Source organism: Streptomyces sp. NPDC017225, assembly GCF_044331465.1.
Lineage (GTDB): Bacteria > Actinomycetota > Actinomycetes > Streptomycetales > Streptomycetaceae > Streptomyces.
Map to the genome: position 1 here is coordinate 22,814 of NZ_JBIRNE010000027.1, position 24,125 is coordinate 46,938.

Consider the following 24,125-nt stretch of genomic DNA (forward strand, 5'->3'; position numbering starts at 1 on the left):
ACGGGAAGTTGTGCAGTTCGATTGTCCGGACATACGCATTGACAGCGCATGCGCTGTGAGCCCACTTTGATTCCATGCGCATCGGGGTCATCGGAACGGGCCGCATCGGCACCGTTCACGCCAACACGCTCAGCCGCCATCGCGACGTGGGATCCCTGATCCTCACGGACGCGGACCTGGCGCGGGCCCAGGACCTGGCCAACCGGCTGGGCGAGACGGCGGCACCAGGAGTCGACGAGATCTTCCAGTGGGGCGTGGACGCCGTGGTGATCACCACGGCGACGCCGGCCCACGCCGAACTGATCGGTCGGGCGGCGCGCTCGGGTTTACCGGTGTTCTGCGAGAAGCCCATCGCGCTGGACCTGCCGGGCACGCTGCAGGCGATCGCCGAGGTGGAGGCCGCCGGGACGATTCTGCAGATGGGGTTCCAGCGTCGCTTCGACGCCGGCTACACGGGCGCCCGTGAGGCGGTACGGTCCGGGCGGCTCGGCCGGCTGCACACCGTCCGGGCCGTGACCAGCGACCAGGCGCCGCCGCCGGCCGCGTATCTGCCGCAGTCCGGCGGGCTCTACCGGGACACGCTCATCCACGACTTCGACATCCTGCGCTGGGTGACCGGCCGGGAGATCACCGATGTGTACGCCGCCGGGTCCGACGCCGGGCCGGCGATGTTCCGCGCGGCCGACGACGTGGACACGGGCGCGGCGCTCCTCACCCTGGAGGACGGCACGCTGGCCACGGTGACGGCGACGCGGCTGAACGGCGCGGGGTACGACGTCCGCATGGAGCTGGCCGGGGAGCTGGACCAGATCGTCGTGGGCCTGGACGACCGCACGCCGATCGCCTCGACCGAGCCGCACGGGCCGCCGGCCGCGGACAAGCCGTGGACCGGCTTCGTGGAACGGTTCGGGCCCGCCTACGAGGCGGAGCTGGCCACGTTCGTGGAGGTCGTGCGCGGTGAGCGGGCCAATCCGTGCGACGGGCGCGAGGCGCTGCAGGCCCTGCGGATCGCCGAGGCCTGCGAGATCTCCCGGCGCGAGCGCAGAGCGGTGCGGCTGGCGGAGGTCCCCGGGGCTCCGGCGTCCGGGTGAGGGGCGGGGCCGGATCGGGCGGGCGGCCCCCTGTGCTCCCGCACCGTGAACGGGTACGTCCGCCGGCCGGTGTCCGTCCTCCCTCTACGTCTCGTATTCCTCCAGAAGTCCCGCGTCGTACGCCAAGAGCGCGATCTGCACCCGGTTGTTGAGGTCGAGCTTGGCCAGGACGCGGGAGACGTGCGTCTTGACGGTGGCGACGCTCATGAAGAGTTCCGCCGCGATGGCGGCGTTGGCCATGCCTCGGCCGACGGCGACGGCGACCTCACGCTCGCGGTCGTTGAGGGCGGCGATGCGCGTACGCGCGCGCGTGCGTCTGGTGTCGGCGGCGGCGTCGGCCGCGTGCTCCATCAGCCGCCGGGTCACGGCGGGCGACAGGACGGGGTCGCCGGCCGCGACCCTGCGCACCGCGTCGAGGATCTCGGGGGGCGGGGTGTCCTTGAGGACGAACCCGGCGGCACCGGCGCGCAGGGCCCGCAGCACCTGCTCGTCCGCGTGGAAGGTGGTGAGCACGACGACCTGCGGGGCGTCCGGGCGGCCCCGCAGCCGCTCGGTGGCGGTCAGACCGTCCACCACCGGCATCCGGATGTCCATGAGGACGACGTCCGGGCGGGTGCGGTCGACGAGGGCCTCGACCTCGTCGCCGTCGGCGGCCTCGCCGACGATCTCGACGTCGTCGGCGCCGCCCAGCATGAACGACAACCCGGCCCGCACCAGCGGGTCGTCGTCGACGAGGAGCAGTCTGATCACAGTCATACGGCCTACGTAATCACGGCTGCCGGTGGCCGACTTGGTTCCTTCCGCGATTCCGGCGGCTTCGGGAACTGCGACGGCCTCGGCGACCCCAGCGACCCCAGCGACCGCAACGGGCTCGACGCACCCGACGCACCCGACGCACCCGACGCACCCGACGCACCCGACGCACCCGATGACGGTCCTCCCCCCACGACCGCCCGGCTCACCCCCACGGCAGCCGCGCCCGTACCGCGAAGCCGCCCTCGGGGGTGGGGCCGTGGTCCAGGGCGCCGCCCGCGAGGGTGGCGCGCTCGGTCAGCCCGATCAGGCCCTGTCCCGAGCCGGGCACGTCGGGCACCTCACCCTCGGGCGGGGCGTTGCGCACGGTGATGACGAGACCGTCTCCGGGCGCTCCGGTGACGGAGACGGTGACCTCGGTGCCTGGGGCGTGCTTGCGCGCGTTGGTCAGTGCCTCCTGGGCGATGCGGTAGGCGGTGCGGCCGACGGACGCGGGCACGGCGGCGGGGTCGGTGACGCCTCCCGCGAGGGCGACCTTCATGCCCGCTTCGCGGGACTCGGCGACCAGGGCGTCGAGCGCCGCGAGCGTCGGCTGGGGACGCCCGGAGTCATCGGGCTCCGCGGCCCGCAGGACGCCGATGATCTCCCGCAGGTCCTGAAGGGCGTCGTGCGCGCTCTCGCGGATGACGCCGGCCGCTCGCACCACGTCCTCGCGGGACGCGTCCGGCCGGAACTCCAGGGCGCCCGCGTGCACGCTGAGCAGTGTCAGCCGGTGTGCGAGGACGTCGTGCATCTCGCGGGCGATGGCCTCCCGGGCCAGCCGTTGCGCCTGCTCGGCACGGAGCCGGGCCTCCGTCTCGGCGCGCCGGGCCCGGTCGCGCAGGCTGAGCATGAGCTGCCGCTTGGAGCGGGCGAGCATGCCCCAGCCCGCCACCGCGGCGGCGAGCAGGATGCCGAAGAAGACGACCCCGAGGTAGGGCAGCTCGGGGTCGGGGCGCACCCAGTAGAAGACGGGCTGGACCACGATGTGCGCGCCCGCCACCCAGGCCACGTACCGGAAGGGCCGGTGCACGGCCACGGTGAAGAGGGAGACCAGCGCGGTGCCGCTCGACGTGACCGAGAGGAAGCCGATGGGCAGCATGGCCACGGCGAGTGCGACCGGCCACCGGCGCCTGAGCCAGACGGCGGCGCAGGCGAGGGCGCCGATCACCTGGTCGGCGACCTCCATGGAATGCGGCAGGTGCGGCTCGTTCTCCAGCGCGTCCGCGCTGAGGATGCCGATCACGACGGCGATCAGGAAGCAGCTGAAGTCGACGGTCCAGTCGCGTGCGGTCCGCCGGTGCCGCCGGGACCCCCCTCCGGACGCTTCGGGACCCGGGCTCGGGTCGAGCTGTGCGATCAGCGCCGAGGGCAGCAGCCAGCGACGCTCCGGGAACGCCGGGGTGATCCGCGCCTGCCTTTCTTTGTTCACAGTCGACGAATCTACGCAGCACCGGGCCCCGTGACCGCCGTGCGTACGGGATCGCCGACCGAGGTCGGGGAACCGCCGACTTTCGGCGCGCCGGACGACGGGGAACGGGTACTTCGGTAGGACGGGGCTCGCCCCGCGGCCGATGCGTGTGGGGGGACCGCGGGGCGAGAGTCGGGGGCATGAAGGAACTACTGGGCTTCATCGGCTTCTTCGCCCTGGTGCAGGGCGTGGCGGGCCTCGTGCACGAGTTCGCCGACTGGAACTGGGGATTCGTGCACCGGATCGGTTTCCTGGACGGCTACGAGATCTACGCGAGCGTGGCCCTCGTCGTACTGGCCCTGGCGCTGTTCGCCGCCGCCGAGAGCGGGAAGTCCCGGTGAATCCGGCAGCCCGCCCCCGTGACCGCCCGCCGCCTCAGCAGCCGTGGTCGACGAGGTCGAACGAGGCGTAGTGGTCGGCCGTGTAGTAGTCCTCCTGGTGGTCCTCACCGGTGACGACGCGGCGGGCACCGCGTGTGTCGGAGCCGGGAGTGATCACCGTGTACTCGTGGTAGTAGCCGGTGGACCGACCGGGCAGGATGCCCTCCCTGTTCTGGAAGACGGTCCCGTCCTGTTCGAACGGGTAGGGACCGCCCTGCTCGATCAGGTCGAGCGTGTCGTGCGCCTGGGAGGGCAGGTCGCTGTAACAGATGTCGCCGACCGTCGCGGCGACTGCGCCCGCCGAGGGGACACCACTGGCCATGGTGGCGGCGTTCGCGGTGGCGGAGGCGTTCGCCGCCGTGGCGGCGTTCGCCGTGGTCGCGGAGACGGTGCCGCCCACGAGGAGGGCGGACAGGACCGCGGCTGCCGCGCCGAGCCGAGCGGCGCGTGGGGGGAATCGCATGACCTCATGATGACGCGCGTAGACCATGGCATGTCAATGACAAGGTCGTGGAGTTTCCCGGGAAGTCATATGTGCTTTCGGCGAGTGCGCACGCCGCCGCCCCCACCCGTCCGAGCGGCGGCGATGAAGCGCCCCGGGCGCGGTCAGGCGTTCTCCGGCAGTTCGTAAGAGCCGTACTCCGGGCGTCCGGCCAGGTCGTACGACTGAATGGAGACGCCCGCCGCCGTCACGCGCCCGCCGGTGTGCCGGAAGGCCGTGGGCCGGGTGCCCTCCGCGAACAGGCGGCGCCCCGCGCCGAGCACCACGGGGAAGGTCAGCAGGTGGACCGTGTCGACGAGGTCGAGCGCCAGCAGCGACCTCGCGAGGGCTCCGCTGCCGTGCACCTGGAGTTCCCCGTCGGTGCGCTCCTGCACCGCGGTGACCTCCTTGGCGAGGTCGCCGCCGAGCACGGTCGTGCCCGCCCACCCCGGGTCGGTGAGGGTGGTGGAGGCGACGTACTTCGGCAGACCGTTCAGCTTGGACGCGACGGGGTCGGCCGGGTCGGTGATCTTCGGCCAGTAGGAGGCGAAGATCTCGTACGTACGGCGGCCGAGGAGGAAGGCGCCGACCCGGCCGAACACCTCGTCGACGAAACCGCCGAAGTCCTCGTCGCCGTACGGGACGGTCCAGCCGCCCTGGTCGAAGCCGTCGCGGGTGTCCTCCCGGGGCCCGCCGGGGGCCTGGTGGACGCCATCGAGGGAGAGGAAGGTGGTGAGAACGAGCTTGCCCATGACGGGTGCCTGCTTTCCGGTGCGGTGGCTTGTGCTGTCACCGGTTCAGACTCCGCCGGCGTCGAGGACTCATCGGTCGGTCACGTCGACGTCCGTTCACCGCCAGCGTGTGCGGGGCGGGTGCACTGGGATGGAGCCATGAACACGAACACGGAAACACTCATCCGTCCCTCGGCGCCGCTGACCGGCCGGACGGCCCTGGTGACGGGCGGCAGCCGCGGCATCGGTGCGGCGACCGCGCTGCGGCTGGCACGGGAGGGCGCGGACGTGGCCCTCACCTACCTCAACGGCAAGGACGCGGCCGAGGACGTCGTACGGGCCGTCGGGGCACTGGGGCGCAGGGCGGTGGCCCTGCGGGCGGACTCCGCCGACGCGGACGAGGCGGCGGGGGCGGTGGAGCGCGCGGCACAGGCGCTCGGCGGAAACCCCGACGTGCTGGTCAACAACGTGGGTCTGGGCCTGCTCGGCCCGCTCGACGGTCTGTCGCTCGCCGATGTCGACCGGCTGCTCGCCGTGAACGTCCGCGGGGTCTTCCTCACCTCGCAGGCGGCCGCGTCCCGCATGACCGAGGGCGGCCGGATCATCACCGTCGGCACCTGCATGACCCAGCGGGTGCCCGGTCCGGGCGGGACGCTGTACGCGATGAGCAAGTCGGCGCTGATCGGGCTGACCAAGGCCCTGGCCAGGGAGCTCGGTCCGCGGGGGATCACGGCGAACATCGTCCACCCGGGGCCGATCGACACCGACATGAACCCGGCGGACGGTCCCCACGCGGACGCGCAGGCGGCCTTGACCGCGCTGAGCCGTTTCGGCACCGCGGACGAGGTCGCATCGACGGTGGCGTACCTGGCGGGCGCCGCGTACGTCACGGGCGCGGAGTTCGCGGTGGACGGCGGACACGCGGCGTAGGCGCCACGCCTCATCAGGCGGTGGTCCCGCGTCGATGGGCGGCATGCGCGCGGGGCGCACCGGTGCTGTCCGGCCGGTGCGCCCCGCGGGTCTGTGAGCGGTGGGTCAGCCGCCGAGTTCCTGGTGGCGGGCGGTCAGGCGGCCGGTGCCGTCCTCCGTCAGGGAGCCGAACAGGCGCAGGCGGGAGATGCCGCCGTCGGGGAAGATGTCCACGCGCGCGTGGGTGCCGACGGCCGCCTCGGGCAGCACGAACCGGTGGTTGGTGTCGGGCTGCATGCGGGTGCGCGGCAGGACCTCGCGCCACTCGCCCGACTCGCCGTCCTTCACGGACACCGAGGCCCAGCCGGCCGAGTTGCCCTTCAGGTAGGCCGTGTCGATCTCGATCGCGCGAATCCGGACGCGGTCCACCAGGCGGTAGCTGATCCAGTCGTTGCCCTGGTCGCGGCGGCGCCGGGTCTCCCAGCCGTCGTCCATCTTGCGGGAGCGCCCCGGCTGGATGGTGTTGGTGGCCGGCGAGTAGAAGAGGTTGGAGGCGTCCTCGACCTGGCCGCCGTTCTCCAGCGCCACCACGTCGAAGGTGCCGAGGGCCGCGAGCCACGCGGGGTCCGGGACGACCTCGCCGTACACGCGCAGGCGGGCGATGCCTCCGTCGGGGTGCTGCTTGAGCCGCAGGTGGGTGAAGCGCTGCTCGGCCGAGACGGCGAAGCCGTTGGCCGCGTGGCCGCCGACGGCGGTGCGCGGGACGAGGGTCGTCCACTTCACGTCGTCCGCGAGCAGTTCCCCGGGCGACGGGGAGCCGGCGACCGAGGTGCCCTCGACGGAGACGGCCTGTGGGTAGTTGCCGCGGAAATGGGCGGTGTCGACGACGATGCCGCGGATCACGCCGGGGGCGCCGAGGCGGATCAGCGCCCAGTCGTGGTCGTCCTCGGTGGGCCAGGGGTGGCCGGCCGAGGCACCGCGGCGCCGGCGGGTCTCCCAGCCGTCCATGACCTTGCCCTTGTGCCCGAAGTGCTCGGGGTCGAACTCGGCGGGCTCGGGCACCAGCAGGTTCTCTCGCTGGGCGAAGAACTCGTCGTTGGCGGCGACGACACCCGCGCCGAGCTGCCGGTCGGCAAGGTTGGCGTACTGGGTGAAGGGGAGGTCGGCGGTGCGGTAGTCGGCGTACGGGTCGCCGCCTCCGTACGGGTTCGCGTCGCCGGTGAAACTGGCCAACGAGGGCTTCTGCTGGGCCGTCACGGTGATCAGGTGTTCCTTTCGGGGCGTTCGGGATGATCTGGGTTCAGGAGGTCCGGACCCGTCAGGGCCGGGTGAGGAGCTGTCCCTTCGGCTCGGTGAACGCGCCGTCCGCCACGATGCGCTCTCCGCGCAGCCAGGTGGACTTCACGACGCCGTACAGGGTCTTGCCCGCGTACGCGGTGACGCGGTTGCGGTGCTGGAGGGCGGCCGGGTCGACGGTGAAGGTCTCGTCGGGGGCGAGGACCGCGAAGTCCGCGTCCCGGCCCGCGGCGATGGCGCCCTTGTGCGCGTCGAGCCCCACCAGGCGGGCCGTGTGCGCCGACATCCAGCGCACGATGTCCTCCAGGCCCAGGCCGCGCTCGCGGGCCGCGGTCCACATGGCCGGCAGGCTGAGCTGGAGGCCGGCTATGCCGCCCCAGGCGGTGGCGAAGTCGTCGGTCTTGAGGTCGGCGGTGGACGGCGAGTGGTCGGTGACCACGCAGTCGATCGTGCCGTCCGCCAGCGCCTGCCACAGCAGGTCCTGGTTGGCCGCCTCACGGATGGGCGGGCAGCACTTGAACTCGCTCGCGCCGTCCGGCACTTCCTCGGCGGTGAGGGTGAGGTAGTGGGGGCACGTCTCGACGGTGACCCGCACGCCCTCGGCACGGGCCTCGGCGATCAGCGGCAGGGCGTCGCCGGAGGACAGGTGGAGCACGTGCACGCGCGCGTCGAACCGCTTGGCCTGCGCGAGAAGGGCGGCGATCGCGGTGTCCTCGGCGTCGCGCGGGCGGCTGGCGAGGAAGTGGGTGTACTTGGGACCGCCCTGCTGCGGGGCCGCGGCCAGGTGGTGCGGGTCCTCCGCGTGCACGATCAGCAGGCCGCCGAGGTCGGCGATCTCCGCGAGGGACCGGGCGAGCTGCTCCTGGTCGAGGTGCGGGAACTCGTCCACGCCCGACGGCGACAGGAACGCCTTGAAGCCGAAGACCCCGGCCTCGTGCAGCGGACGCAGGTCCTTGACGTTGTCGGGAAGGGCGCCGCCCCAGAAGCCGACGTCGATGTGGGCCTTGTCGGCGGCGACCTCGCGCTTGGTGCGCAGGTGGTCGACGGTGGTGGTCGGCGGGAGGGAGTTGAGCGGCATGTCGACGAGGGTGGTGATGCCGCCGGCCGCCGCGGCGCGGGTGGCGGTCCAGAAGCCCTCCCACTCGGTGCGCCCGGGGTCGTTCACGTGCACATGGGTGTCGACCAGACCGGGCAGGACGACGTGGTCGCCGACGTCCTCCAGCCGGGCGCCCGCCGGGACGGGGGCGTCGTACGGCAGAACGGCCGTGATCTTCCCCCCGGTCACCGCGATCGACGCGGCGCGTACCCCCTCGGGAGTGATGACGCGCGTCGAGCGCAGCGCCAGTTCAGCCTCGGACACCCGAACCCCTCTCTCTGCCGCCGATTTCAACGTTCTGTTGAAGGAGTCTTCATTCCCGGTTCCGCGACGTCAAGAGGCACCCTTTGTGCGGGCATGCCCAACGACACCGCCCTGGACGTTTCCACAAAGCGGAATTAGAATTCCAGCAAGCAGAACGTAGCTACGTACAAGCCGGTAGTCAACCGGCCGCCGGGTACGCTTCTTTCTCCCGCCAGCCCCGAAAGGAACGTGCCGTGCCGACGTCCAGCGCCAGCACCACCGACTCCGCCAGGTCCGCCACAGGTGGCGTCCAGTCCCTGGAGCGCGCCTTCGACCTGCTCGAACGGATGGCGGACGCGGGCGGCGAGGTCGGCCTCAGCGAGCTCTCCGCGAGCAGCGGGCTGCCGCTGCCGACCATCCACCGTCTGATGCGCACCCTCGTGGCCTGCGGATACGTACGCCAGCAGCCCAACCGCCGCTACGCGCTCGGCCCCCGCCTGATCCGGCTCGGCGAGTCCGCCTCCCGGCTGCTCGGCACCTGGGCCCGCCCGCACCTGGCCCGCCTGGTGGAGGAGACCGGCGAGACCGCGAACATGGCGCTGCTCGACGGGGACGAGATCGTGTACGTCGCCCAGGTGCCGTCCAAGCACTCGATGCGCATGTTCACCGAGGTCGGCCGGCGCGTCCTGCCGCACTCCACCGGCGTCGGCAAGGCGCTGCTCGCGGACTTCCCGGCGGACGAGGTGCGGGCCCTGCTGGGCCGGACCGGCATGCCGGCCGCGACCGAGAAGACGATCACCACGCCGGACGGCTTCATCGCGGCGCTGGAGGACGTGCGGCGCCAGGGATACGCGATCGACGACAACGAGCAGGAGATCGGCGTCCGCTGCCTGGCCGTCTCCGTGCCGGACTCCCCCACCGCGGCCGCCATCTCGATCTCCGGTCCGGCCGGCCGGGTCACGGAGACCGCGACCGAGCGGATGGTGCCGCTGCTCCAGCAGGTGGCGGCGGAGCTGTCGGAGGCCCTCCTCGCCTCGAACGGCAACCCGGCCGCCTGAGCCACGCCGCGAACACGCCGCCCCCGGCCTCACCGAGGCCGGGGGCGGCGGTCGTCGCACGTCACGCGGCACGCGGCACGCGGCACGCGGCACTCGGCACTCGGCACGTCACTCAGCGCGCACCCGGCGCCGCCGTTCCGTTCAGCACGGCCGTCCAGCACGGCCCCTTCAACGCGGCGGTCCAGCGCGGCCGTTCAACGCGGCGGTCCAGCGCGGCCGGCACCTCACCGGCGCGGTGTGTCGCCGAGCAGCTCCACGGCGTGGCGGACGTCCGTCAGCCCACGCGACAAGGCGCTCACGGAGCCGATCGCGCCCGCTATCAGCAGCAGGGAGCGGTGCAGCCGCGGCACCTCGGGGACACCGTGGTCCGTCATCGCGGCGAGGTCGGCCAGTTCGTCCTCGGCGATGACCCGGTCCGGAAAGTCGGCAGGCAGCAGGGCGAGTTCGCGACGCAACCGGGACACCGCGGTCCGCAGTGCCACCACCCTCACGTCGTCCTCGTCGCCGATGATCACGTGCCTCTGCCCCAAGCTCCGCAACACAGCCCTCCCCCTCGCACCCCGTTGTGCGCCCCTACATGGTCAACGTGCCGAGCGCCCCCGTGACGCTGGTCGGGCGCCGGGGACGCGGGCCAGTAAACGCCACCGCGCACCGGACGCGCCACCGCGCGGACCGAAATTCAGCCTCCGGAAACCCGGCGCACGCCGGAGCGTTCGGCGGGCGGTCAGGTATGCAGGACGCATGACGGACAACGAAGACCAGGCAGCGGGGGTGGCGGGGCTGCTGCTCGCCGCCGGGGGCGGGCGGCGGCTCGGCGGACGCCCCAAGGCGCTGCTCGAACACCGCGGACGTCCACTCGTCGAACACGCGGTCGCGGCGTTGCGCGCGGCCGGCTGCACGCGCGTGCACGTGGTCCTGGGGGCGCGGGCCGAGGACGTACGGGCGCGGGCGGTGCTCGACGGGTGCGTGCTCGTGGACAACCCCGACTGGGAACAGGGCATGGGGTCGTCGCTGCGCGCCGGGCTCGCCTCACTGGCCGGCAGTGGGGCGCGGGCCGCGCTGGTGTCGCTGGTGGACCAGCCCGGCATCGGCCCGGAGGCGATGGCGCGGGTGCGTGCCGGACACCGGGCCGACGCGTCGCTCGCCTCCGCCGCGTACGCGGGCGTGCGCGGGCACCCCGTCCTCCTGGGTGCCGCCCACTGGGCGGGGGTCGCGGCGACTGCGACCGGGGACCGCGGGGCACGCGCCTACCTGAGGGAACACGAGGCGGAGATCGAGCTCGTGGAGTGCGGGGACGTGGCGCGGCCGTACGACATCGACACCGAGGCCGACCTGCGCCACCTTGAGTAAGGGGTGTGGCACTGGGCGCCACCTTCCCTCGACTCAGAGAATCTCGACATCAACAAACCATTGAAGTTCCACGATGAGGAAACTACTATCCACTGACCAGAAGCACCCGCCCGCACGTCGGGTGCGCTATGTCCCATACGCACCCTCTGGCACCCGGTGCCACGCTGAAGGAAGTGACAGCTCATGTCCGCACCAGCGCCGTCCACGCTGGCCATCGTCGACGCCGAGCCCCTGCCCCGGCAGGAGGAGGTCCTCACCGATGCGGCGCTCGCCTTCGTGGCCGAGCTGCACCGGCGGTTCACGCCCCGGCGTGACGAGCTCCTCGCCCGCCGTGCGGAGCGCCGCGCCGAGATCGCCCGCACCTCCACGCTCGACTTCCTCCCTCAGACCGCCGCGATCCGCGCGGACGACTCCTGGAAGGTGGCCCCGGCCCCGGCCGCGCTGCAGGACCGCCGGGTCGAGATCACCGGCCCCACCGACCGCAAGATGACCATCAACGCCCTCAACTCGGGCGCGAGGGTCTGGCTCGCGGACTTCGAGGACGCCTCCGCGCCGACCTGGGAGAACGTCGTCCTCGGCCAGCTCAACCTGGCCTCCGCCTACACGCGGAGCATCGACTTCACCGACGAGCGCACCGGCAAGTCGTACGCCCTGCGCCCGGACGAGGAACTGGCGACGGTCGTCATGCGCCCGCGCGGCTGGCACCTCGACGAGCGCCACCTCCAGGTCGACGGCCGGCCGGTCCCCGGCGCCCTGGTCGACTTCGGCCTGTACTTCTTCCACAACGCCCAGCGCCTGCTGGACCTCGGCAAGGGCCCGTACTTCTACCTGCCCAAGACGGAGTCGCACCTGGAGGCCCGCCTCTGGAACGAGGTCTTCGTCTTCGCGCAGGACTACGTCGGCGTCCCGCAGGGCACCGTCCGCGCCACCGTCCTGATCGAGACGATCACGGCCGCGTACGAGATGGAGGAGATCCTCTACGAGCTGCGCGACCACGCCTCCGGGCTGAACGCGGGCCGCTGGGACTACCTGTTCTCCATCGTCAAGAACTTCCGCGACGGCGGCGCCAAGTTCGTCCTTCCGGACCGCAACGCGGTGACGATGACCGCCCCGTTCATGCGCGCGTACACCGAACTCCTCGTCCGCACCTGCCACAAGCGGGGCGCGCACGCGATCGGCGGCATGGCGGCGTTCATCCCGTCCCGCCGGGACGCCGAGGTCAACAAGGTGGCCTTCGAGAAGGTCCGCGCCGACAAGGACCGCGAGGCCGGTGACGGCTTCGACGGCTCCTGGGTCGCCCACCCCGACCTGGTGCCGATCGCCATGGAGTCCTTCGACAAGGTGCTCGGCGACAGGCCCCACCAGAAGGACCGGCTGCGCGAGGACGTCGACGTCAAGGCGGCCGACCTGATCGCCGTCGACTCCCTGGACGCCAAGCCGACGTACGCGGGCCTGGTCAACGCCGTGCAGGTGGGTGTCCGCTACATCGAGGCGTGGCTGCGCGGCCTCGGCGCGGTGGCCATCTTCAACCTGATGGAGGACGCGGCAACCGCCGAGATCTCCCGCTCGCAGATCTGGCAGTGGATCAACGCGGAGGTCGTCCTCGACAACGGCGAACAGGTCACCGCGGAGCTGGCCCGCAAGGTCGCCGCCGAGGAGCTGGCGAACATCCGCGCCGAGATCGGCGACGAGGCCTTCGCCGCCGGCAACTGGCAGCAGGCCCACGACCTGCTCCTGACCGTCTCCCTCGACGAGGACTACGCCGACTTCCTGACGCTGCCGGCGTACGAGCAGCTGAAGGGCTGACGCCCGGCCCCGGGAAAGCCCGTCCGCGCCCCCGGTGCCCCACAGCACCGGGGCGCGGACGCGTCTCAGCCCAGGTGTACGGACCAGTCCTGTTCGGCGGGCGGCTTGCCGTGCAGGTCGGGGACGCGCTTGAGCCAGTCGGGACGGCCCCGCTCGGTGCGCGCCGCGCGGGCGGCGTTCTCGGCCGCGAGCTCCTCACGGGTCGGGAAGTCGGTGGGCAGCCACTCCCGGGACGCCCGCACGCGCGCGTGCAGATAGCCGACGTAGGCGTCCCGGACGGCGTCCGGTGTGCCGAAACCGGCCTCGGGGGTCAGCCAGGCCTCCGGCACCCTGGCCACCACGTCGCGCAGCAGCTCCTGGGTCACCTTCGGCGCCAGCTCTGCGTCGGCCGCCCGGACGTCGGGCGCGTGGTGGCCGAGGGCGTGGTGACGGAAGTCGTACGCCTTCTCGGGCGGGGAGGCGCCCCAGCGGTGGTGGAAGACGAGGGCCGCGCCGTGGTCGATCAGCCACAGGCGCGAAGGCGCGGTGCCGAAGGTGGGCCAGACCATCAGGTTGGAACTGTGCACCGTGCGGTCCACGTTCACGGTGAGGGCGTCCAGCCAGACGACGCGCCCGGCCTCCCCCGCGTCCACCGGGAACACCGCCGCGACCTCGGGCGTGAGGTCGGCGCCGCCCGACAGGTAGTCCATGCCGAGGTTGAGCCCCGCGCTGGCGTCCAGCAGGTCCCGCACCTCCTGGTGCGGTTCGTCGGCGGCGACCGCCGGGTCGAAATGGGCGAGGACCAGCTCCGGCACCCGAAGCCCCAGCTCACGCGCCAGCTCCCCGACGATCACCTCGGCGACCAGCGCCTTGCGGCCCTGCGCGGAGCCGGTGAACTTCACGACGTAGGTGCCCAGGTCGTCGGCCTCGACGACGCCGGGGACGGAGCCCCCGGAGCGCAGAGGTTCGACATAGCGGGTGGCGGTGACTTGCCTCAGCATTTTCCCAGCCCGCCGACGTCGTCGGCCTTGCGATCCACGGCAACCTCCTGGGGTACTCAACCGCGAGTCCGGCCCGCCTCCCCGGCAGCCCTTCGGTGGCCATTCGCCCCTTGCTTCCGGCTTCCGGCTTCCGGCTTCCGGCTTCCGGCTTCCGGCTTCCGGTGTGAAGTGAGCATAGTAGCCGGGGTGATCGTCGGCGATGAGTGCCCGAACCGCCCACGGTCTACGGATGCATGACGATCTTTCCCACGTGCCCCCTGAGGGCGAGCTCTTCCTGCGCCCGAGCGGCCCGGTCCAGCGGGAAGACCGCGGCGACGACGGGCTGGATCTCGGCCCGACGGGCCAGGCCCATCAAGAGGCCGAAGTGCGCCGGTGTGTGCATCGAGGAGCCGATCACCTGCGCGTTGTGCAGATAGAGACGGCGCACGTCGAAGGCCACGTCGTACCCGCCGAGGGCACCGGCGACGACCCACCGGCCGCCTTCGCGCAGCAGCGGCAGTCCCTCACCCACCAGGTCCCCGGCCACGACGTCGAGTGCGACGTCGACGCCCTCCGGGGCGGCGGCGCGGATCTGCCCGGCGACGTCCCCCGCCCGGTCGACGACTTCGTGCGCGCCCGCCTCGCGCACCGAGCCGATCTTGGACCCGCTGCTGACGGCGAGTACCCTCGCGCCTCGCGCCCGGGCGATCTGCACCAGGGCGATGCCGACGCCGCCGGACGCTCCCGAGACCAGGGCGGTCTCGCCCTCTCGCAGCCGGCCCCGCTCGATCATGCCCAGTGCGGTGCCGTAGGCGGTCGGCAGCGTCGCGAGCTGATCGTCCGTGAGCGGGGACTGCGTCACGTCGTGCACGCGCGCCGCCGGCGCGGTCACGTACTCGGCGTAGCCGCCGTCGCGTTCGCTGCCCATCAGGCCCACCGGGTTCGCGTCCGGACCTTCGGTGTCGTAGATCGCCGGGTCGACGACCACGCGGCGGCCGACGAGGCTCCCGTCCACCTCGGCGCCGACCGCCACGACCCGGCCGGCCACGTCGGCACCCTGGATGCGCGGGAAGTCGACCGGGCCCCGCCAGCCCGACAGTGCTCGCGGGTCCCCCGGGCGGCCGTAGGCGCCCTCCCGGGTCCACAGGTCGGTGTTGTTCAGCGCCACCGCGCTGACCTGGACCAGTACCTCTCCTGCCTGCGGGGCGGGCACGGCCACCTCCGTCAGCTCAAGAACCTCCGGTCCACCGTGCTCCGCGATCCGCACCGCGCGCATGGTCTCGGGGAAACACATCACTCAATCTCCTCACAGGTATACTGATCTGTGAACTTCCCACCACGGTACACCGATCGGTAAAGGTACGTCGAATGCAGGAAGCACAGCCCATGACACCGGCGGGGCGCCGTATCGTGGCGGCCGCCGAGGAGCTCTTCTACAACCGCGGGATCACGGCGGTCGGCGTGGACCTGATCGCCGAGCACTCGGGTCTGACCAAGCGGACCCTGTACAACCGGTTCGGCTCGAAGGACCACCTCGTGTCGGTCTACCTGGCGGAACGCGGTCATCGCTGGCAGTCACTCGTCCGGGCCGCCGTCGACGCCTGTGACGGTCCTGTCGAGGCCGTCGTCGCACCCTTTGACGCGCTGCGGACCTGGAGCGAGACCAACACCCGCGGATGCGCGTTCATCAACGCGCTCGCCGAACTCCCGGATCCCTCGCACCCCGCGTACCGCGTCGCCGCGGACCAGAAGCTCTGGCTGCGCGACCTGTTCGAGGAACTGGCCACCGCGGCGGGCTGCTCGGGGCCCGCTACGCTCGCCACCCAGCTCCTCGTGCTGCACGAGGGCGCTCTCGCCACGCGGCCTCTCGCGCTCGACACCCTCTCGGCAAGCACTGACGCGGCACGAGCCCTCGTTCGAGCCACCGCACCGCCCCTCCGGTAGGCGGGACCGAACCGCTCCCGGCCGGGCGCCGGGCGGGGCGCTTCCCCGCACCCGGCTCGTCCGACGGCGTCAGGCCCCGAGCAACGGGTTGGGCAGCGGCCGGTAGCGGGCGGTGGCGCCGTCCGCGCCCGTCCAGCGGAGCAGGAGGTTGGTCTTGCCGGGCAGGGTGGGCGAGGTGAGGAGGGCGGGGATCTCGGGGAGGTCCTCGTGGCGGCCCAGGGCTCGGCGGGCGGCGGGCCAGGGGTCGAGGCCGGGGTGGTGTTCGGCCAGGGCGGCGGCGATCTCGCAGAGGTGGTTGACGACGAGGCAGTAGACCAGCCGCTCCCAGCCCGCCGGCCGGGAGGTGTCCGGCAGCAGTTTGACGCCCTCGGCGTCCCGGAAGAGGGCCTGCACCGGTGTGCCGGAGGCGTCCATGGCGACCAGTGTGTTCTGCAGGTGTGCCTCCAGGACGACGCCGTCGTCGGCGAAGGCGGTCAGGACGGGCGGGACGACGGCGGCGAGGTACGCCTCCCACCAGGCCGCCGGGTCCGTGGTGCGGGCCAGCGGGTTGTCCGGGAAGCCCTCCACGAGCGCGGCGGCCAGGAGCGGGGTCGCGCCGGGCAGGACGCGGTCGCGCAGTCCGTCGCGGACGACGACGGCCAGTTCCTCGAAGGCGAAGTCCGCGGTGCGGTAGCCGCGGTCGCCGAGCCAGGCCGCCGGGGGCGCGACGGCGTCGAAGGCCTCGGTGACCGCCGTGTCGGTGCGGCGCAGTCTCAGCAGGTCGTGGCGCCACAGGCGGCGGATGTCGTTGGTGATGCGCACGTCGAGGCTGAACTTGAGGAACAGGTCCTGCCCGGGCAGGTGGTCGGGCGCGTAGACCGTGCGGATCGCGGCCGTCGGCCAGGTGAGGAAGCCGGTCGTGCCGAGGCGGACGAGGCGGCCGTCGGCGAAGGCGGGGGCGAGGGCGGCCGCCGTCAGGTCCAGCTGCCAGGGGTGGGCGGGCAGCAGCCGGTAGCCGGGCGGGGTCTCGCCGAGGGCGTCCAGGGCGGCGGTGTCGCCCTCGTCGACGACCGTGTCCTCGCGTACGGCGAGCAGAGTCAGCGGGAATCGCGCGTGCGCCTCGGGCGCGTACGGCAGCCACCCCGCGTGCGGGCCACCGCCACGCGCCTTGGGGGCGGGATGGTGGGTGTGGCCGGTGAGGAGGGACTGCTCGGAGCGGAGATAGGGGTCGTGGGGCGGGGTGGCACGCTCGCGTGCCGTCAGCAGCGCGGCCACCGCGTCCCGGCTGTCGGTCATCTCGGTGGGCAGTTCGTGATTGGGCAGGCCGGTGTGCCGGCGGAGTTCCTCCGCGACGAGTTTCACCAGCTCGGTGTGGCCCACGCGGTGCCAGCCGTCCGCCCCGCGCACCTCGGGTTCGGCGGGCCGCCGGCCCTCGAGCACCCGGAGCAGTCTGCCGCCGGGCAGCCGGTACACCCGCCGTGTGCCCGGGGCCGGGCGGGGGCCGGGGTTCGGGCGGGGGCCGGGGTTCGGGCGAGGGCCGGGGCCCGGGAGGGGGGCGGCCACCTCGCGCAGCAGGCAGTTCAGCAGCGGCACCGACGCGTAGGCGTCGGCACGTTCCGCGACGTCGTCCCGGAAGGCGGCGTCGGCGCCGGTGGGCGGGGGCAGGAGATCCACGCGTTCCACTCGTTCCCTACGGTCTGTCCATGCTGTCCATGGCGGAGGTGGCGGAGTTGCCGGAGACGATCAGTATGTCCGTCGCCGTCCCCCCGCCGTGACGTCCTACTCGTACCCGAGGAGCCCGCCCGTGCATCGTCTCCCCAGCGCAGCGGCCGAGGTCGCCGACGAGCTGGCGGCCGTCCGGCCCGGTCTGGTCGACCGGTTCACGGCCGAACTGCCCGGCGCCCGCGCGGCCGTGCTGTCCCGGCTGTGGCGTGCCTTCGCCCATGAGCCACTGCCGTGGATCGCCGGCCGGGAGCCCGCGGCCGGGGGCGGTCTGGTGATGCGCCTGGGGGACGGCCGCCGACTGGCCGGTCCGGTGGCCGACCCGTACCGCACGGACGCGTACGTCCACGTCGTACGGCTCGACGAGGCCGCGTACGACGATCCGGCGCGGCTGATGGCGGACATCGCCGCACCGCACTCGGCGGAGTTCGCCGCGGAACTCGGGCACAGTGCCGCGTCGTTGGCGCTGTCGCGGGCGGGGCAGGAGATTCACCCGGACGAGTGGCCGGACAGCGACTGGGGCTGGGAGCGGCGGGTGGTCGACGGACATCCGTACCACCCGAACTGCCGTTCCCGGCCGGGTTTCTCGGTGGCGGAGCAGCTCGCCTACGGGCCCGAGCACGGTCCGGTGGTGGGGCTGGGGCTGGTGCCGGCCCCGGTGGCCGGGTGCGTGGTGTCGGGGTCGTGGCCGCGGGAGCTGCGGGACGGGTCGAGGGTGCTGGTCCCGGTGCATCCGTGGCAGGCGGCGCACGTGCTCAGGGGTCCGTGCGAGAAGGGGCCGGACGCACGCCCGCTGATGTCCCTGCGGACCCTCGCCGTCCCCGGCGGGCCGCACGTCAAGACCGCGCTGAGCGCCCGGCTGACTTCCTCGGTGCGGGACATCTCGATCGCCTCCGTCGCCGCGTCCGCTCACCTGTCGGACTTCGGGCAGGCGCTGACCGCGCGCGCGGACGGGCTGCTGCACGTCACCCGCACCCTGGGCGCGGTGGCCGCCGGCTCTCCCGACCTGGCCGCCGTGCTGCGCGAGCCGCCGACGGTCCACGCGGCGCCCGGCGAACACGTCGTCCCGGTGGCCGCACTGGCGAGCACCGGGCTGTCCGGCTCCCCCACCTGGCGGGCGGGGTTCGCCCGTCTCGCCCTCACCGTGGGGCTGCGCCTGCTGGAGCTCGGCGTGGCCCTGGAGGCGCACGGCCAGAACCTCCTCGTGGTGCTGTCTTCCGCGGGTGATCCGGTGCGCCTGGTCTACCGGGACCTGGCCGACATCCGCGTCAGCCCGGCGCGCCTGGCCCGCCACGGCATCGATGTCCCGGACCTGCCCGCCCGGATCCTCACCGACGATCCGGTGGCGCTGCGCCGCAAACTGTTCGGCTCGCTGGTGGGGGGCGCGCTGGCGGCGACGACGGGTTCGGGTGCGGCGCTGGGGGAGGCGCTGGAGGCCGCCGTACGCGAACTGCCCCGCACGCCGGACGTCCTGGCCCTGTGCGAGGAGCCGCTGCCGGTGAAGGCGCTGACGGTGATGCGTACTTCGCCGGGGAACGCCGGGGATCTGTGGGCGGAGCTGCCCAATCCGCTGCGCCCGCGGTGAAGTCGGGGTGGCGCCGCGGTCTCGTTTTGGAACCCGGCACCACTGATCAATAAGATCCGCCGATGATCACAAGAACACGGCTGGCGGCGGGTGCCTGTGCCCTGCTCGCCGCGCTGACGGCCGGGATCGCCTTCCCGGCCCCGGCGGCCGCCGGTGAACCCACGGACGAGGACGCGCCGAAGGTCAACCTGGTGCTCGACGTCAGCGGTTCGATGCGGACCCGGGACATCGACGGCGGGACCCGGATGGCCGCGGCGAAGCAGGCGTTCAACGAGGTGCTCGACGCGACGCCCGAGGAGGTGCGGCTCGGGATCCGGACCCTGGGCGCCGACTATCCGGGCGACGACCGCAAGACCGGCTGCAAGGACACGGCCCAGCTCTACCCGGTCGGCCCGCTGGACCGCACCGAGGCCAAGACGGCGGTGGCGACGCTGGCGCCCACCGGCTGGACGCCGATCGGCCCGGCGCTGCTCGAGGCGGCCGACGACCTCGACGGCGGCGACGGCTCCAAGCGCATCGTGCTGATCAGCGACGGCGAGGACACCTGTGCCCCGCTCGACCCGTGCGAGGTGGCCCGCGAGATCGCCGCCAAGGGCATCGGGCTGACCATCGACACGCTGGGCCTGGTTCCCAACGCCAAGATGCGTCAGCAGCTCAGCTGCATCGCCGAGGCGACCGGCGGGACGTACACCTCGGTCGAGCACACCGACGAACTCACCGACAAGGTGAACCAGTTGGTGGACCGCGCGGCCGACCCGGTGGTGACGCCGGTCGCCACCGAGGGCGCGGACGCCTGCGCGAAGGCGCCGACGCTGAAGTCGGGGCTGTACACCGACCGTGAGGACTTCGGCAAGCAGCGCTGGTACCGGGTGGACATGCTGCCCGGCCAGGAGCTGCGCGCCTCGGTGAGCGTGGGCGCCGACCGGACCGTGAACCCGTCCTACGGGGTGCTGCTGCGGGCGGTGACGGTGCACGGCCGGGAGATCGTGCGCGGTGAGGCGGCGGGCAACGGCCGTACGGACGTGCTCTCCACCGGCCTGCGCTACCCGAAGGCGGAGAGCGACGAGGAGGACGCCCCGGCCGAGACCGTGTGCCTCCAGGTCACCAACTCCTTCTCCGTCGCCTCCGGCGTGAAGACCACGCCCGGGCTGCCGCTGGAGCTGACGGTCGACGTCGTGGACGGTCCGGGCGACTCCGACGACGTGGCCTCCTTCGGCCTCGGGCGCGGCTGGTGGCTGCTCGGAGTGCTGGTGCTCATCGGCTTCGTCGCCGGTCTGCTGTGGGGCTGGCTGTCGCGCTGGCGGTTCGCGGTCTGGAGGACCAACTGATGCGTCTCACCCGAGCGTTGAGTGCGGCTGTGCTGCTGCTCGGCCTGGCCGCGACCCCCGCGGCGGCCGACTCCTCGCCCTCCGCGAGCCCGTCGGACGACGGCGGCGCGCCGACCGAGGCGGGTACGTCCTTCCGTACGGCGGCCGAGTTCGAGCAGGGGCAGCGTGCCACGGCGAACGGTTCCGCGGGTGACTACCTGTACTGGTCGTTCCCGGCGGACGCCGGTCAGCGTCCCACCGTGAAGGCCACGGTGAAACTGCCCGAGACGCACGCCGCCGAGACCTGGCGGATCGACGTGTACGACGGCCTGCGCCGCCGTCAGGCCTGCCAGTACGGGGCACAGACCCGCATCGCGGCGGCCGGCACCTCCTCCGTGGAGCTGGCCTGTGTGCTGCGGACGGTCCGCGCGTGGTCGGAGCCGTGGGCGAACGACCCGCTGCCGGGTACGTACTACATCCGGCTGACGGCGGTGAACCTGCCGACGTCCGACCTGGGCGTCCCGGTCTCCGCGGAGGTCCGGGTGGACTCCAAGGACGTCGGCGGGGCGGCGGCGGTGGACGGTTCGCTGGCCGAGCCGCTGGTACCGGGCGTGGCGATGAACTCCCCGGCCGAGGAGGAGGACTCGGGCGGCGGCGCCGTGCTGTCCGCCATCGAGCCCGAGGACGGCTGGTCCTCCGGCTGGTGGTCCGACCGGTGGGTGTGGACCGGGATCGGCGGCGTGCTGGCCGCGCTCGCGGGCATCGGCGGATACGCGCTGACCCGCGGGTCGGGGCGGCCGTCGCGGATGCCTCCGAGCGTCTGACGCCATCGCGGAAGGCCCGCCCCCGGCGGGCCTTCCGCCGTCTCATCCCTCCCGGAGCGCTTCCCGGAGCGCCTTGGCGACCGTGCCGTCGCCGCTCACCCCGACTCGCCCGTCCCGCACCGCGTCCCGCAAGGCCAGCTCCCCGCGGCTGAGCGCCGCGCAGGTCCCCGCGTCCAGTACCAGCCGGGCGTCGGGCTCCCCCGGTGCGGGCCCGTCGCCGTACACGGGGCCCTCCCCGTCCATTCCGGCGTACAGGTGGAAGTCGCCCTCGTCCGCCCGCACTTCGACGAGCCCCTCCCCCGCCCCGGCCTCCCGCAGCGCCCGCAGCAGGGGCAGTGCGAACCAGTGCGCCCGTACGGCGTCCGTCGGCCGCCGCTCCCCCAGCTCGTCGGCACCCCACGCGCCCAGCGCCTCCAGGACCGGCAGCAACCCGCGGCCCCGTCCGGTGAGTTCGTAGACGTAGGCCGCTCCGGGCGGGGGCAGCCGGCGCCGGGTCGTCAGCCCGTCGCGCTCCATGTCCTTGAGCCGCGAGGCGAGTACGTCCGTACTGACGCCGGGCAGGTCGGCGTGCAGGTCGGTGTAGCGCCGCGGACCGGCGAGCAGCTCCCGGACGATCAGCAGGGTCCAGCGATCGCCGGCGGTGTCGAGCGCGCGGGCGGCGGAACAGTACTGGTCGTAGCTTCGGCGAGGTGACATGCGACGCAGTGTAGACAAGTTGTTGGACTTTCCAAGCTCTCACTTGGTAAAACCAAGCAACACCAGATACCGGAGGGGAAGCGCCGCATGGAATTCCGGCAGTCGAACAAGCTCAGCGAGGTCTGTTACGAGATCCGCGGCCCGGTGATAGAGCACGCCAACGCGCTGGAGGAGGCGGGGCACAGCGTGCTGCGGCTCAACACCGGCAACCCGGCCGCCTTCGGGTTCGAGGCGCCGGAGGAGATCATCCAGGACATGATCCGCATGCTGCCGCAGGCGCACGGCTACACCGACTCGCGCGGCGTCCTCTCCGCCCGCCGAGCCGTCGCCCAGCGCTACCAGGCCCTCGGCCTGGAGGTCGACGTGGACGACGTCTTCCTGGGCAACGGCGTCTCCGAGCTGGTCTCCATGGCCGTACAGGCGCTGCTCGAGGACGGCGACGAAGTCCTGATCCCCGCCCCCGACTTCCCCCTCTGGACGGCGGTGACGACCCTCGCCGGCGGCAAGGCGGTGCACTACCTCTGCGACGAGCAGGCGGAGTGGTACCCGGACCTGGCCGACATGGAGTCGAAGATCACCGACCGCACCAAGGCGGTCGTCATCATCAACCCCAACAACCCCACCGGCGCCGTCTATCCCAAGGAGATCGTCGAGGGCGTCCTCGACCTCGCCCGCCGGCACGGTCTGATGGTCTTCGCCGACGAGATCTACGACCAGATCCTGTACGACGACGCCGTGCACCACTCGGCCGCCGCGCTCGCCCCCGACCTGGTGGTCCTCACCTTCTGCGGCCTGTCGAAGACGTACCGGGTGGCGGGCTTCCGCTCCGGCTGGATGGTGGTCACGGGCCCTCGGCAGCACGCCCGCGACTACCTGGAGGGCCTGACCATGCTGGCCTCCATGCGCCTGTGCGCCAACGCGCCCGCCCAGTACGCCATCCAGGCCGCGCTCGGCGGCCGCCAGTCCATCCACGAGCTGACGGCCCCGGGCGGACGACTGCGCGAACAGCGGGACGTGGCCTGGGAGAAGCTGAACGAGATCCCGGGTGTGTCGTGTGTGAAGCCGAAGGGCGCGCTGTACGCGTTCGCGCGCCTCGACCCGGCCGTGCACAAGATCCACGACGACGAGAAGTTCGTCCTGGACCTGCTGCTGCGGGAGAAGATCCAGGTCGTCCAGGGCACCGGCTTCAACTGGCCCTCCCCCGACCACTTCCGCATCCTGACGCTGCCCCACGCGGACGACCTGGAGGCGGCCATCGGACGGATCGGGCGCTTCCTCGGCGGATACCGGCAGTAGCCGCGCTACCCGAGCGGCAGGCTGGAGACCGTGAAGGGGAGGCTCTCCGGCGGCAGACCCCCGACCCAGCGGTTGTACTGACTGTTCACGACGAGCAGCCGGTCGTGGTCGGTGATGACCGCGGCGGAGGGGTGGAGGAGGCCTTCCGGCGGCACGAGGGCGTGGAGGAACCGGCCGCTGGTGAGGTCGTCGTCCATCTCGACGACGGCGACCTGCGGCTCGGTGTCGGGATCGTCGTACAGGTTGCCCTGGGTCACGTAGAGGCGGCCGTCCCTCCAGGCCAGGGCGTCTCCGTTGACAAGGGTGTGGCCGCCGAGGTCGACCTCGGTGGTCCGGCCGGTGGAGCGGTCGATGCGCCACAGCTTCCCGGTGTTGCTCTGCACGGCGAGCAGGTGGCGGGTGCCGACCGCCACGATGCCGTTGAGGTTGTGCTGGCCGTCGACCCAGTCGACGCCCGAGGCGTCGACGTCGAGCCAGTGCTCCAGCTTCCACCGGCCTCGCTCGTCCTCGGTCAGGCGGTAGACGACCGGCTTGAAGGAGTCGGTGACGTAGGCGGTGCCGTCCGCGGCCACCGTGACGTCGTTGACGAATCCGCCCTTCGCGCCGTGCTGTGTGGTCAGCAGGGTGCCGGTCGCCGAGTCGTAGACGCGCAGCGTGCCGGTGCCGCCCCCGTTGACGTACAGCCGCCCCTCACCGTCCATGGTCATGCCGGCGGTGAAGGAACGCCCGTCCCGCCCGGCGGGCGACCAGACCCGGGCGTCGGGTTTGCGTACATGCCCCCGGTAGAGGGTGCCGTCCTGGGCGCTGCCCACGTAGTAGTGCCCGGTGCGCGGGTCGTAGGCCACCCCGGTGGGAAAGGCCTTCTCCCCCGGGATCACGTAGTGGTCGGGAAGCCGCGCGGTGGCGGATTCGGAGCGGGCGGCGGATTGGGAGCCGACGGCGGATTCGGAGCCGACGGCGGCCTGGGAGCCGGTGGCGACGGTGACGGCGAGCACGGTGACGGTCGCCAGGGCGGAAGCGAGCAGGCGCATGGAGGCCTCGGTGGGGTAGGTGGGGCGGATGTTTCGTCCATCCTGGGCCGGACCGGGTCCGGTTCCCTCCGCTCCGTC

Annotated in this window: 23 protein-coding genes; 11 read left to right on the forward strand and 12 right to left on the reverse strand. The window is 72.7% G+C overall.

Features of this window, described 5'->3' with window-relative positions; translation table 11 throughout:
* Nucleotides 1–74: 74 nt before the first annotated feature.
* Nucleotides 75–1,091 carry a Gfo/Idh/MocA family oxidoreductase gene (locus ACH4NX_RS34640; RefSeq protein WP_351399575.1) on the forward strand — a complete coding sequence of 339 codons (1,017 nt, stop codon included), beginning with the start codon at nucleotides 75–77 and terminating at the stop codon, nucleotides 1,089–1,091.
* Nucleotides 1,092–1,175: 84 nt separating this feature from the next.
* Here ACH4NX_RS34640 and ACH4NX_RS34645 read toward each other — a convergent pair whose 3' ends face one another.
* Both ACH4NX_RS34645 and ACH4NX_RS34650 read right to left on the reverse strand, forming a co-directional pair.
* Nucleotides 1,176–1,847, reverse strand: a complete 672-nt coding sequence (locus tag ACH4NX_RS34645; protein ID WP_398130011.1) for a response regulator — start codon at nucleotides 1,845–1,847, stop codon at nucleotides 1,176–1,178.
* Nucleotides 1,848–2,049: 202 nt separating this feature from the next.
* Nucleotides 2,050–3,315, reverse strand: a complete 1,266-nt coding sequence (locus ACH4NX_RS34650) for a histidine kinase (RefSeq protein ID WP_351399571.1) — start codon at nucleotides 3,313–3,315, stop codon at nucleotides 2,050–2,052.
* A 179-nt stretch (nucleotides 3,316–3,494) separates the two neighbouring features.
* Here ACH4NX_RS34650 and ACH4NX_RS34655 point away from each other — a divergent pair, with 179 nt between their 5' ends.
* Complete coding sequence (locus tag ACH4NX_RS34655; RefSeq protein ID WP_351399569.1) at nucleotides 3,495–3,695, forward strand: hypothetical protein; 201 nt, start codon at nucleotides 3,495–3,497, stop codon at nucleotides 3,693–3,695.
* Nucleotides 3,696–3,729: 34 nt separating this feature from the next.
* Here the strand turns inward: ACH4NX_RS34655 and ACH4NX_RS34660 are convergent, their stop codons facing one another.
* Both ACH4NX_RS34660 and ACH4NX_RS34665 read right to left on the reverse strand, forming a co-directional pair.
* Nucleotides 3,730–4,197, reverse strand: coding sequence for a ribonuclease domain-containing protein (locus ACH4NX_RS34660; RefSeq protein ID WP_398130012.1), 468 nt, complete (start codon nucleotides 4,195–4,197; stop codon nucleotides 3,730–3,732).
* A 143-nt stretch (nucleotides 4,198–4,340) separates the two neighbouring features.
* Nucleotides 4,341–4,967, reverse strand: a complete 627-nt coding sequence (locus ACH4NX_RS34665; RefSeq protein WP_351399565.1) for a dihydrofolate reductase family protein — start codon at nucleotides 4,965–4,967, stop codon at nucleotides 4,341–4,343.
* 138 nt (nucleotides 4,968–5,105) lie between these two features.
* On the opposite strand from ACH4NX_RS34665, the gene ACH4NX_RS34670 reads away from it, so the two are divergent.
* Nucleotides 5,106–5,876, forward strand: a complete 771-nt coding sequence (locus ACH4NX_RS34670) for an SDR family oxidoreductase (RefSeq protein WP_398130013.1) — start codon at nucleotides 5,106–5,108, stop codon at nucleotides 5,874–5,876.
* Nucleotides 5,877–5,981: 105 nt separating this feature from the next.
* Here the strand turns inward: ACH4NX_RS34670 and alc are convergent, their stop codons facing one another.
* Nucleotides 5,982–7,112, reverse strand: a complete 1,131-nt coding sequence (alc, locus tag ACH4NX_RS34675) for an allantoicase (RefSeq protein WP_351399561.1) — start codon at nucleotides 7,110–7,112, stop codon at nucleotides 5,982–5,984.
* Nucleotides 7,113–7,173: 61 nt separating this feature from the next.
* A complete protein-coding gene (gene allB, locus ACH4NX_RS34680) occupies nucleotides 7,174–8,511 on the reverse strand; it encodes an allantoinase AllB (protein ID WP_398130014.1) in 1,338 nt (445 codons plus the stop codon).
* A 233-nt stretch (nucleotides 8,512–8,744) separates the two neighbouring features.
* On the opposite strand from allB, the gene allR reads away from it, so the two are divergent.
* A complete protein-coding gene (gene allR / locus ACH4NX_RS34685) occupies nucleotides 8,745–9,548 on the forward strand; it encodes an allantoin degradation transcriptional regulator AllR (RefSeq protein WP_279566011.1) in 804 nt (267 codons plus the stop codon).
* 224 nt (nucleotides 9,549–9,772) lie between these two features.
* Here allR and ACH4NX_RS34690 read toward each other — a convergent pair whose 3' ends face one another.
* Nucleotides 9,773–10,090, reverse strand: coding sequence for a DUF5955 family protein (locus ACH4NX_RS34690; RefSeq protein ID WP_351399557.1), 318 nt, complete (start codon nucleotides 10,088–10,090; stop codon nucleotides 9,773–9,775).
* Between the two features lie 199 nt (nucleotides 10,091–10,289).
* On the opposite strand from ACH4NX_RS34690, the gene ACH4NX_RS34695 reads away from it, so the two are divergent.
* Together ACH4NX_RS34695 and aceB are read left to right on the forward strand one after the other, a co-directional pair.
* The gene (locus tag ACH4NX_RS34695) at nucleotides 10,290–10,898 is read left to right on the forward strand and encodes an NTP transferase domain-containing protein (RefSeq protein WP_398130015.1); all 609 of its coding nucleotides are present in this window, start codon (nucleotides 10,290–10,292) and stop codon (nucleotides 10,896–10,898) included.
* A 183-nt stretch (nucleotides 10,899–11,081) separates the two neighbouring features.
* On the forward strand, nucleotides 11,082–12,704 hold the full coding sequence (gene aceB, locus ACH4NX_RS34700) for a malate synthase A (protein ID WP_351399554.1): 1,623 nt from the start codon (nucleotides 11,082–11,084) through the stop codon (nucleotides 12,702–12,704).
* Nucleotides 12,705–12,769: 65 nt separating this feature from the next.
* On the opposite strand, the gene ACH4NX_RS34705 is transcribed toward aceB, so the two are convergent.
* Together ACH4NX_RS34705 and ACH4NX_RS34710 are read right to left on the reverse strand one after the other, a co-directional pair.
* Nucleotides 12,770–13,684 (reverse strand): HipA family kinase, encoded by a 915-nt coding sequence (locus ACH4NX_RS34705; RefSeq protein ID WP_351399552.1) that lies wholly within the window; start codon nucleotides 13,682–13,684, stop codon nucleotides 12,770–12,772.
* Between the two features lie 223 nt (nucleotides 13,685–13,907).
* On the reverse strand, nucleotides 13,908–14,957 hold the full coding sequence (locus ACH4NX_RS34710) for a zinc-binding dehydrogenase (RefSeq protein ID WP_351399550.1): 1,050 nt from the start codon (nucleotides 14,955–14,957) through the stop codon (nucleotides 13,908–13,910).
* A 74-nt stretch (nucleotides 14,958–15,031) separates the two neighbouring features.
* Here ACH4NX_RS34710 and ACH4NX_RS34715 point away from each other — a divergent pair, with 74 nt between their 5' ends.
* A complete protein-coding gene (locus ACH4NX_RS34715) occupies nucleotides 15,032–15,607 on the forward strand; it encodes a TetR/AcrR family transcriptional regulator (protein WP_398130016.1) in 576 nt (191 codons plus the stop codon).
* Between the two features lie 69 nt (nucleotides 15,608–15,676).
* On the opposite strand, the gene ACH4NX_RS34720 is transcribed toward ACH4NX_RS34715, so the two are convergent.
* Complete coding sequence (locus ACH4NX_RS34720) at nucleotides 15,677–17,269, reverse strand: IucA/IucC family protein (protein ID WP_398130017.1); 1,593 nt, start codon at nucleotides 17,267–17,269, stop codon at nucleotides 15,677–15,679.
* Nucleotides 17,270–17,390: 121 nt separating this feature from the next.
* Here ACH4NX_RS34720 and ACH4NX_RS34725 point away from each other — a divergent pair, with 121 nt between their 5' ends.
* The 3 genes from ACH4NX_RS34725 (at nucleotide 17,391) to ACH4NX_RS34735 (ending at nucleotide 21,024) form a co-directional block, all read left to right on the forward strand.
* Nucleotides 17,391–18,893: an IucA/IucC family protein gene (locus ACH4NX_RS34725; RefSeq protein ID WP_398130018.1), complete on the forward strand. Its 1,503-nt coding sequence runs from the start codon at nucleotides 17,391–17,393 to the stop codon at nucleotides 18,891–18,893.
* Between the two features lie 62 nt (nucleotides 18,894–18,955).
* Complete coding sequence (locus tag ACH4NX_RS34730) at nucleotides 18,956–20,221, forward strand: vWA domain-containing protein (RefSeq protein WP_398130019.1); 1,266 nt, start codon at nucleotides 18,956–18,958, stop codon at nucleotides 20,219–20,221.
* Nucleotides 20,221–21,024 (forward strand): hypothetical protein, encoded by an 804-nt coding sequence (locus tag ACH4NX_RS34735; protein WP_398130020.1) that lies wholly within the window; start codon nucleotides 20,221–20,223, stop codon nucleotides 21,022–21,024. The genes ACH4NX_RS34730 and ACH4NX_RS34735 overlap by 1 nt, the downstream gene beginning before the upstream one ends.
* A gap of 42 nt (nucleotides 21,025–21,066) precedes the next feature.
* Here ACH4NX_RS34735 and ACH4NX_RS34740 read toward each other — a convergent pair whose 3' ends face one another.
* On the reverse strand, nucleotides 21,067–21,720 hold the full coding sequence (locus ACH4NX_RS34740) for a helix-turn-helix domain-containing protein (RefSeq protein ID WP_351399538.1): 654 nt from the start codon (nucleotides 21,718–21,720) through the stop codon (nucleotides 21,067–21,069).
* A gap of 87 nt (nucleotides 21,721–21,807) precedes the next feature.
* Here ACH4NX_RS34740 and ACH4NX_RS34745 point away from each other — a divergent pair, with 87 nt between their 5' ends.
* Complete coding sequence (locus ACH4NX_RS34745) at nucleotides 21,808–23,016, forward strand: pyridoxal phosphate-dependent aminotransferase (protein ID WP_351399536.1); 1,209 nt, start codon at nucleotides 21,808–21,810, stop codon at nucleotides 23,014–23,016.
* 5 nt (nucleotides 23,017–23,021) lie between these two features.
* On the opposite strand, the gene ACH4NX_RS34750 is transcribed toward ACH4NX_RS34745, so the two are convergent.
* Nucleotides 23,022–24,047 carry an SMP-30/gluconolactonase/LRE family protein gene (locus tag ACH4NX_RS34750; RefSeq protein WP_398130021.1) on the reverse strand — a complete coding sequence of 342 codons (1,026 nt, stop codon included), beginning with the start codon at nucleotides 24,045–24,047 and terminating at the stop codon, nucleotides 23,022–23,024.
* Nucleotides 24,048–24,125: the final 78 nt, after the last annotated feature.

Bases quoted from the DNA above. Each gene is read 5' to 3' on its own strand.
- ACH4NX_RS34640 (WP_351399575.1), top strand. From the start codon at position 75: ATGCGCATCGGGGTCATCGGAACGGGCCGCATCGGCACCGTTCACGCC.
- ACH4NX_RS34645 (WP_398130011.1), bottom strand. From the start codon at position 1,847: ATGACTGTGATCAGACTGCTCCTCGTCGACGACGACCCGCTGGTGCGG.
- ACH4NX_RS34655 (WP_351399569.1), top strand. From the start codon at position 3,495: ATGAAGGAACTACTGGGCTTCATCGGCTTCTTCGCCCTGGTGCAGGGC.
- ACH4NX_RS34660 (WP_398130012.1), bottom strand. From the start codon at position 4,197: ATGCGATTCCCCCCACGCGCCGCTCGGCTCGGCGCGGCAGCCGCGGTC.
- ACH4NX_RS34665 (WP_351399565.1), bottom strand. From the start codon at position 4,967: ATGGGCAAGCTCGTTCTCACCACCTTCCTCTCCCTCGATGGCGTCCAC.
- ACH4NX_RS34670 (WP_398130013.1), top strand. From the start codon at position 5,106: ATGAACACGAACACGGAAACACTCATCCGTCCCTCGGCGCCGCTGACC.
- ACH4NX_RS34695 (WP_398130015.1), top strand. From the start codon at position 10,290: ATGACGGACAACGAAGACCAGGCAGCGGGGGTGGCGGGGCTGCTGCTC.
- aceB (WP_351399554.1), top strand. From the start codon at position 11,082: ATGTCCGCACCAGCGCCGTCCACGCTGGCCATCGTCGACGCCGAGCCC.
- ACH4NX_RS34705 (WP_351399552.1), bottom strand. From the start codon at position 13,684: ATGCTGAGGCAAGTCACCGCCACCCGCTATGTCGAACCTCTGCGCTCC.
- ACH4NX_RS34710 (WP_351399550.1), bottom strand. From the start codon at position 14,957: ATGTGTTTCCCCGAGACCATGCGCGCGGTGCGGATCGCGGAGCACGGT.
- ACH4NX_RS34715 (WP_398130016.1), top strand. From the start codon at position 15,032: ATGCAGGAAGCACAGCCCATGACACCGGCGGGGCGCCGTATCGTGGCG.
- ACH4NX_RS34730 (WP_398130019.1), top strand. From the start codon at position 18,956: ATGATCACAAGAACACGGCTGGCGGCGGGTGCCTGTGCCCTGCTCGCC.
- ACH4NX_RS34735 (WP_398130020.1), top strand. From the start codon at position 20,221: ATGCGTCTCACCCGAGCGTTGAGTGCGGCTGTGCTGCTGCTCGGCCTG.
- ACH4NX_RS34740 (WP_351399538.1), bottom strand. From the start codon at position 21,720: ATGTCACCTCGCCGAAGCTACGACCAGTACTGTTCCGCCGCCCGCGCG.
- ACH4NX_RS34745 (WP_351399536.1), top strand. From the start codon at position 21,808: ATGGAATTCCGGCAGTCGAACAAGCTCAGCGAGGTCTGTTACGAGATC.
- ACH4NX_RS34750 (WP_398130021.1), bottom strand. From the start codon at position 24,047: ATGCGCCTGCTCGCTTCCGCCCTGGCGACCGTCACCGTGCTCGCCGTC.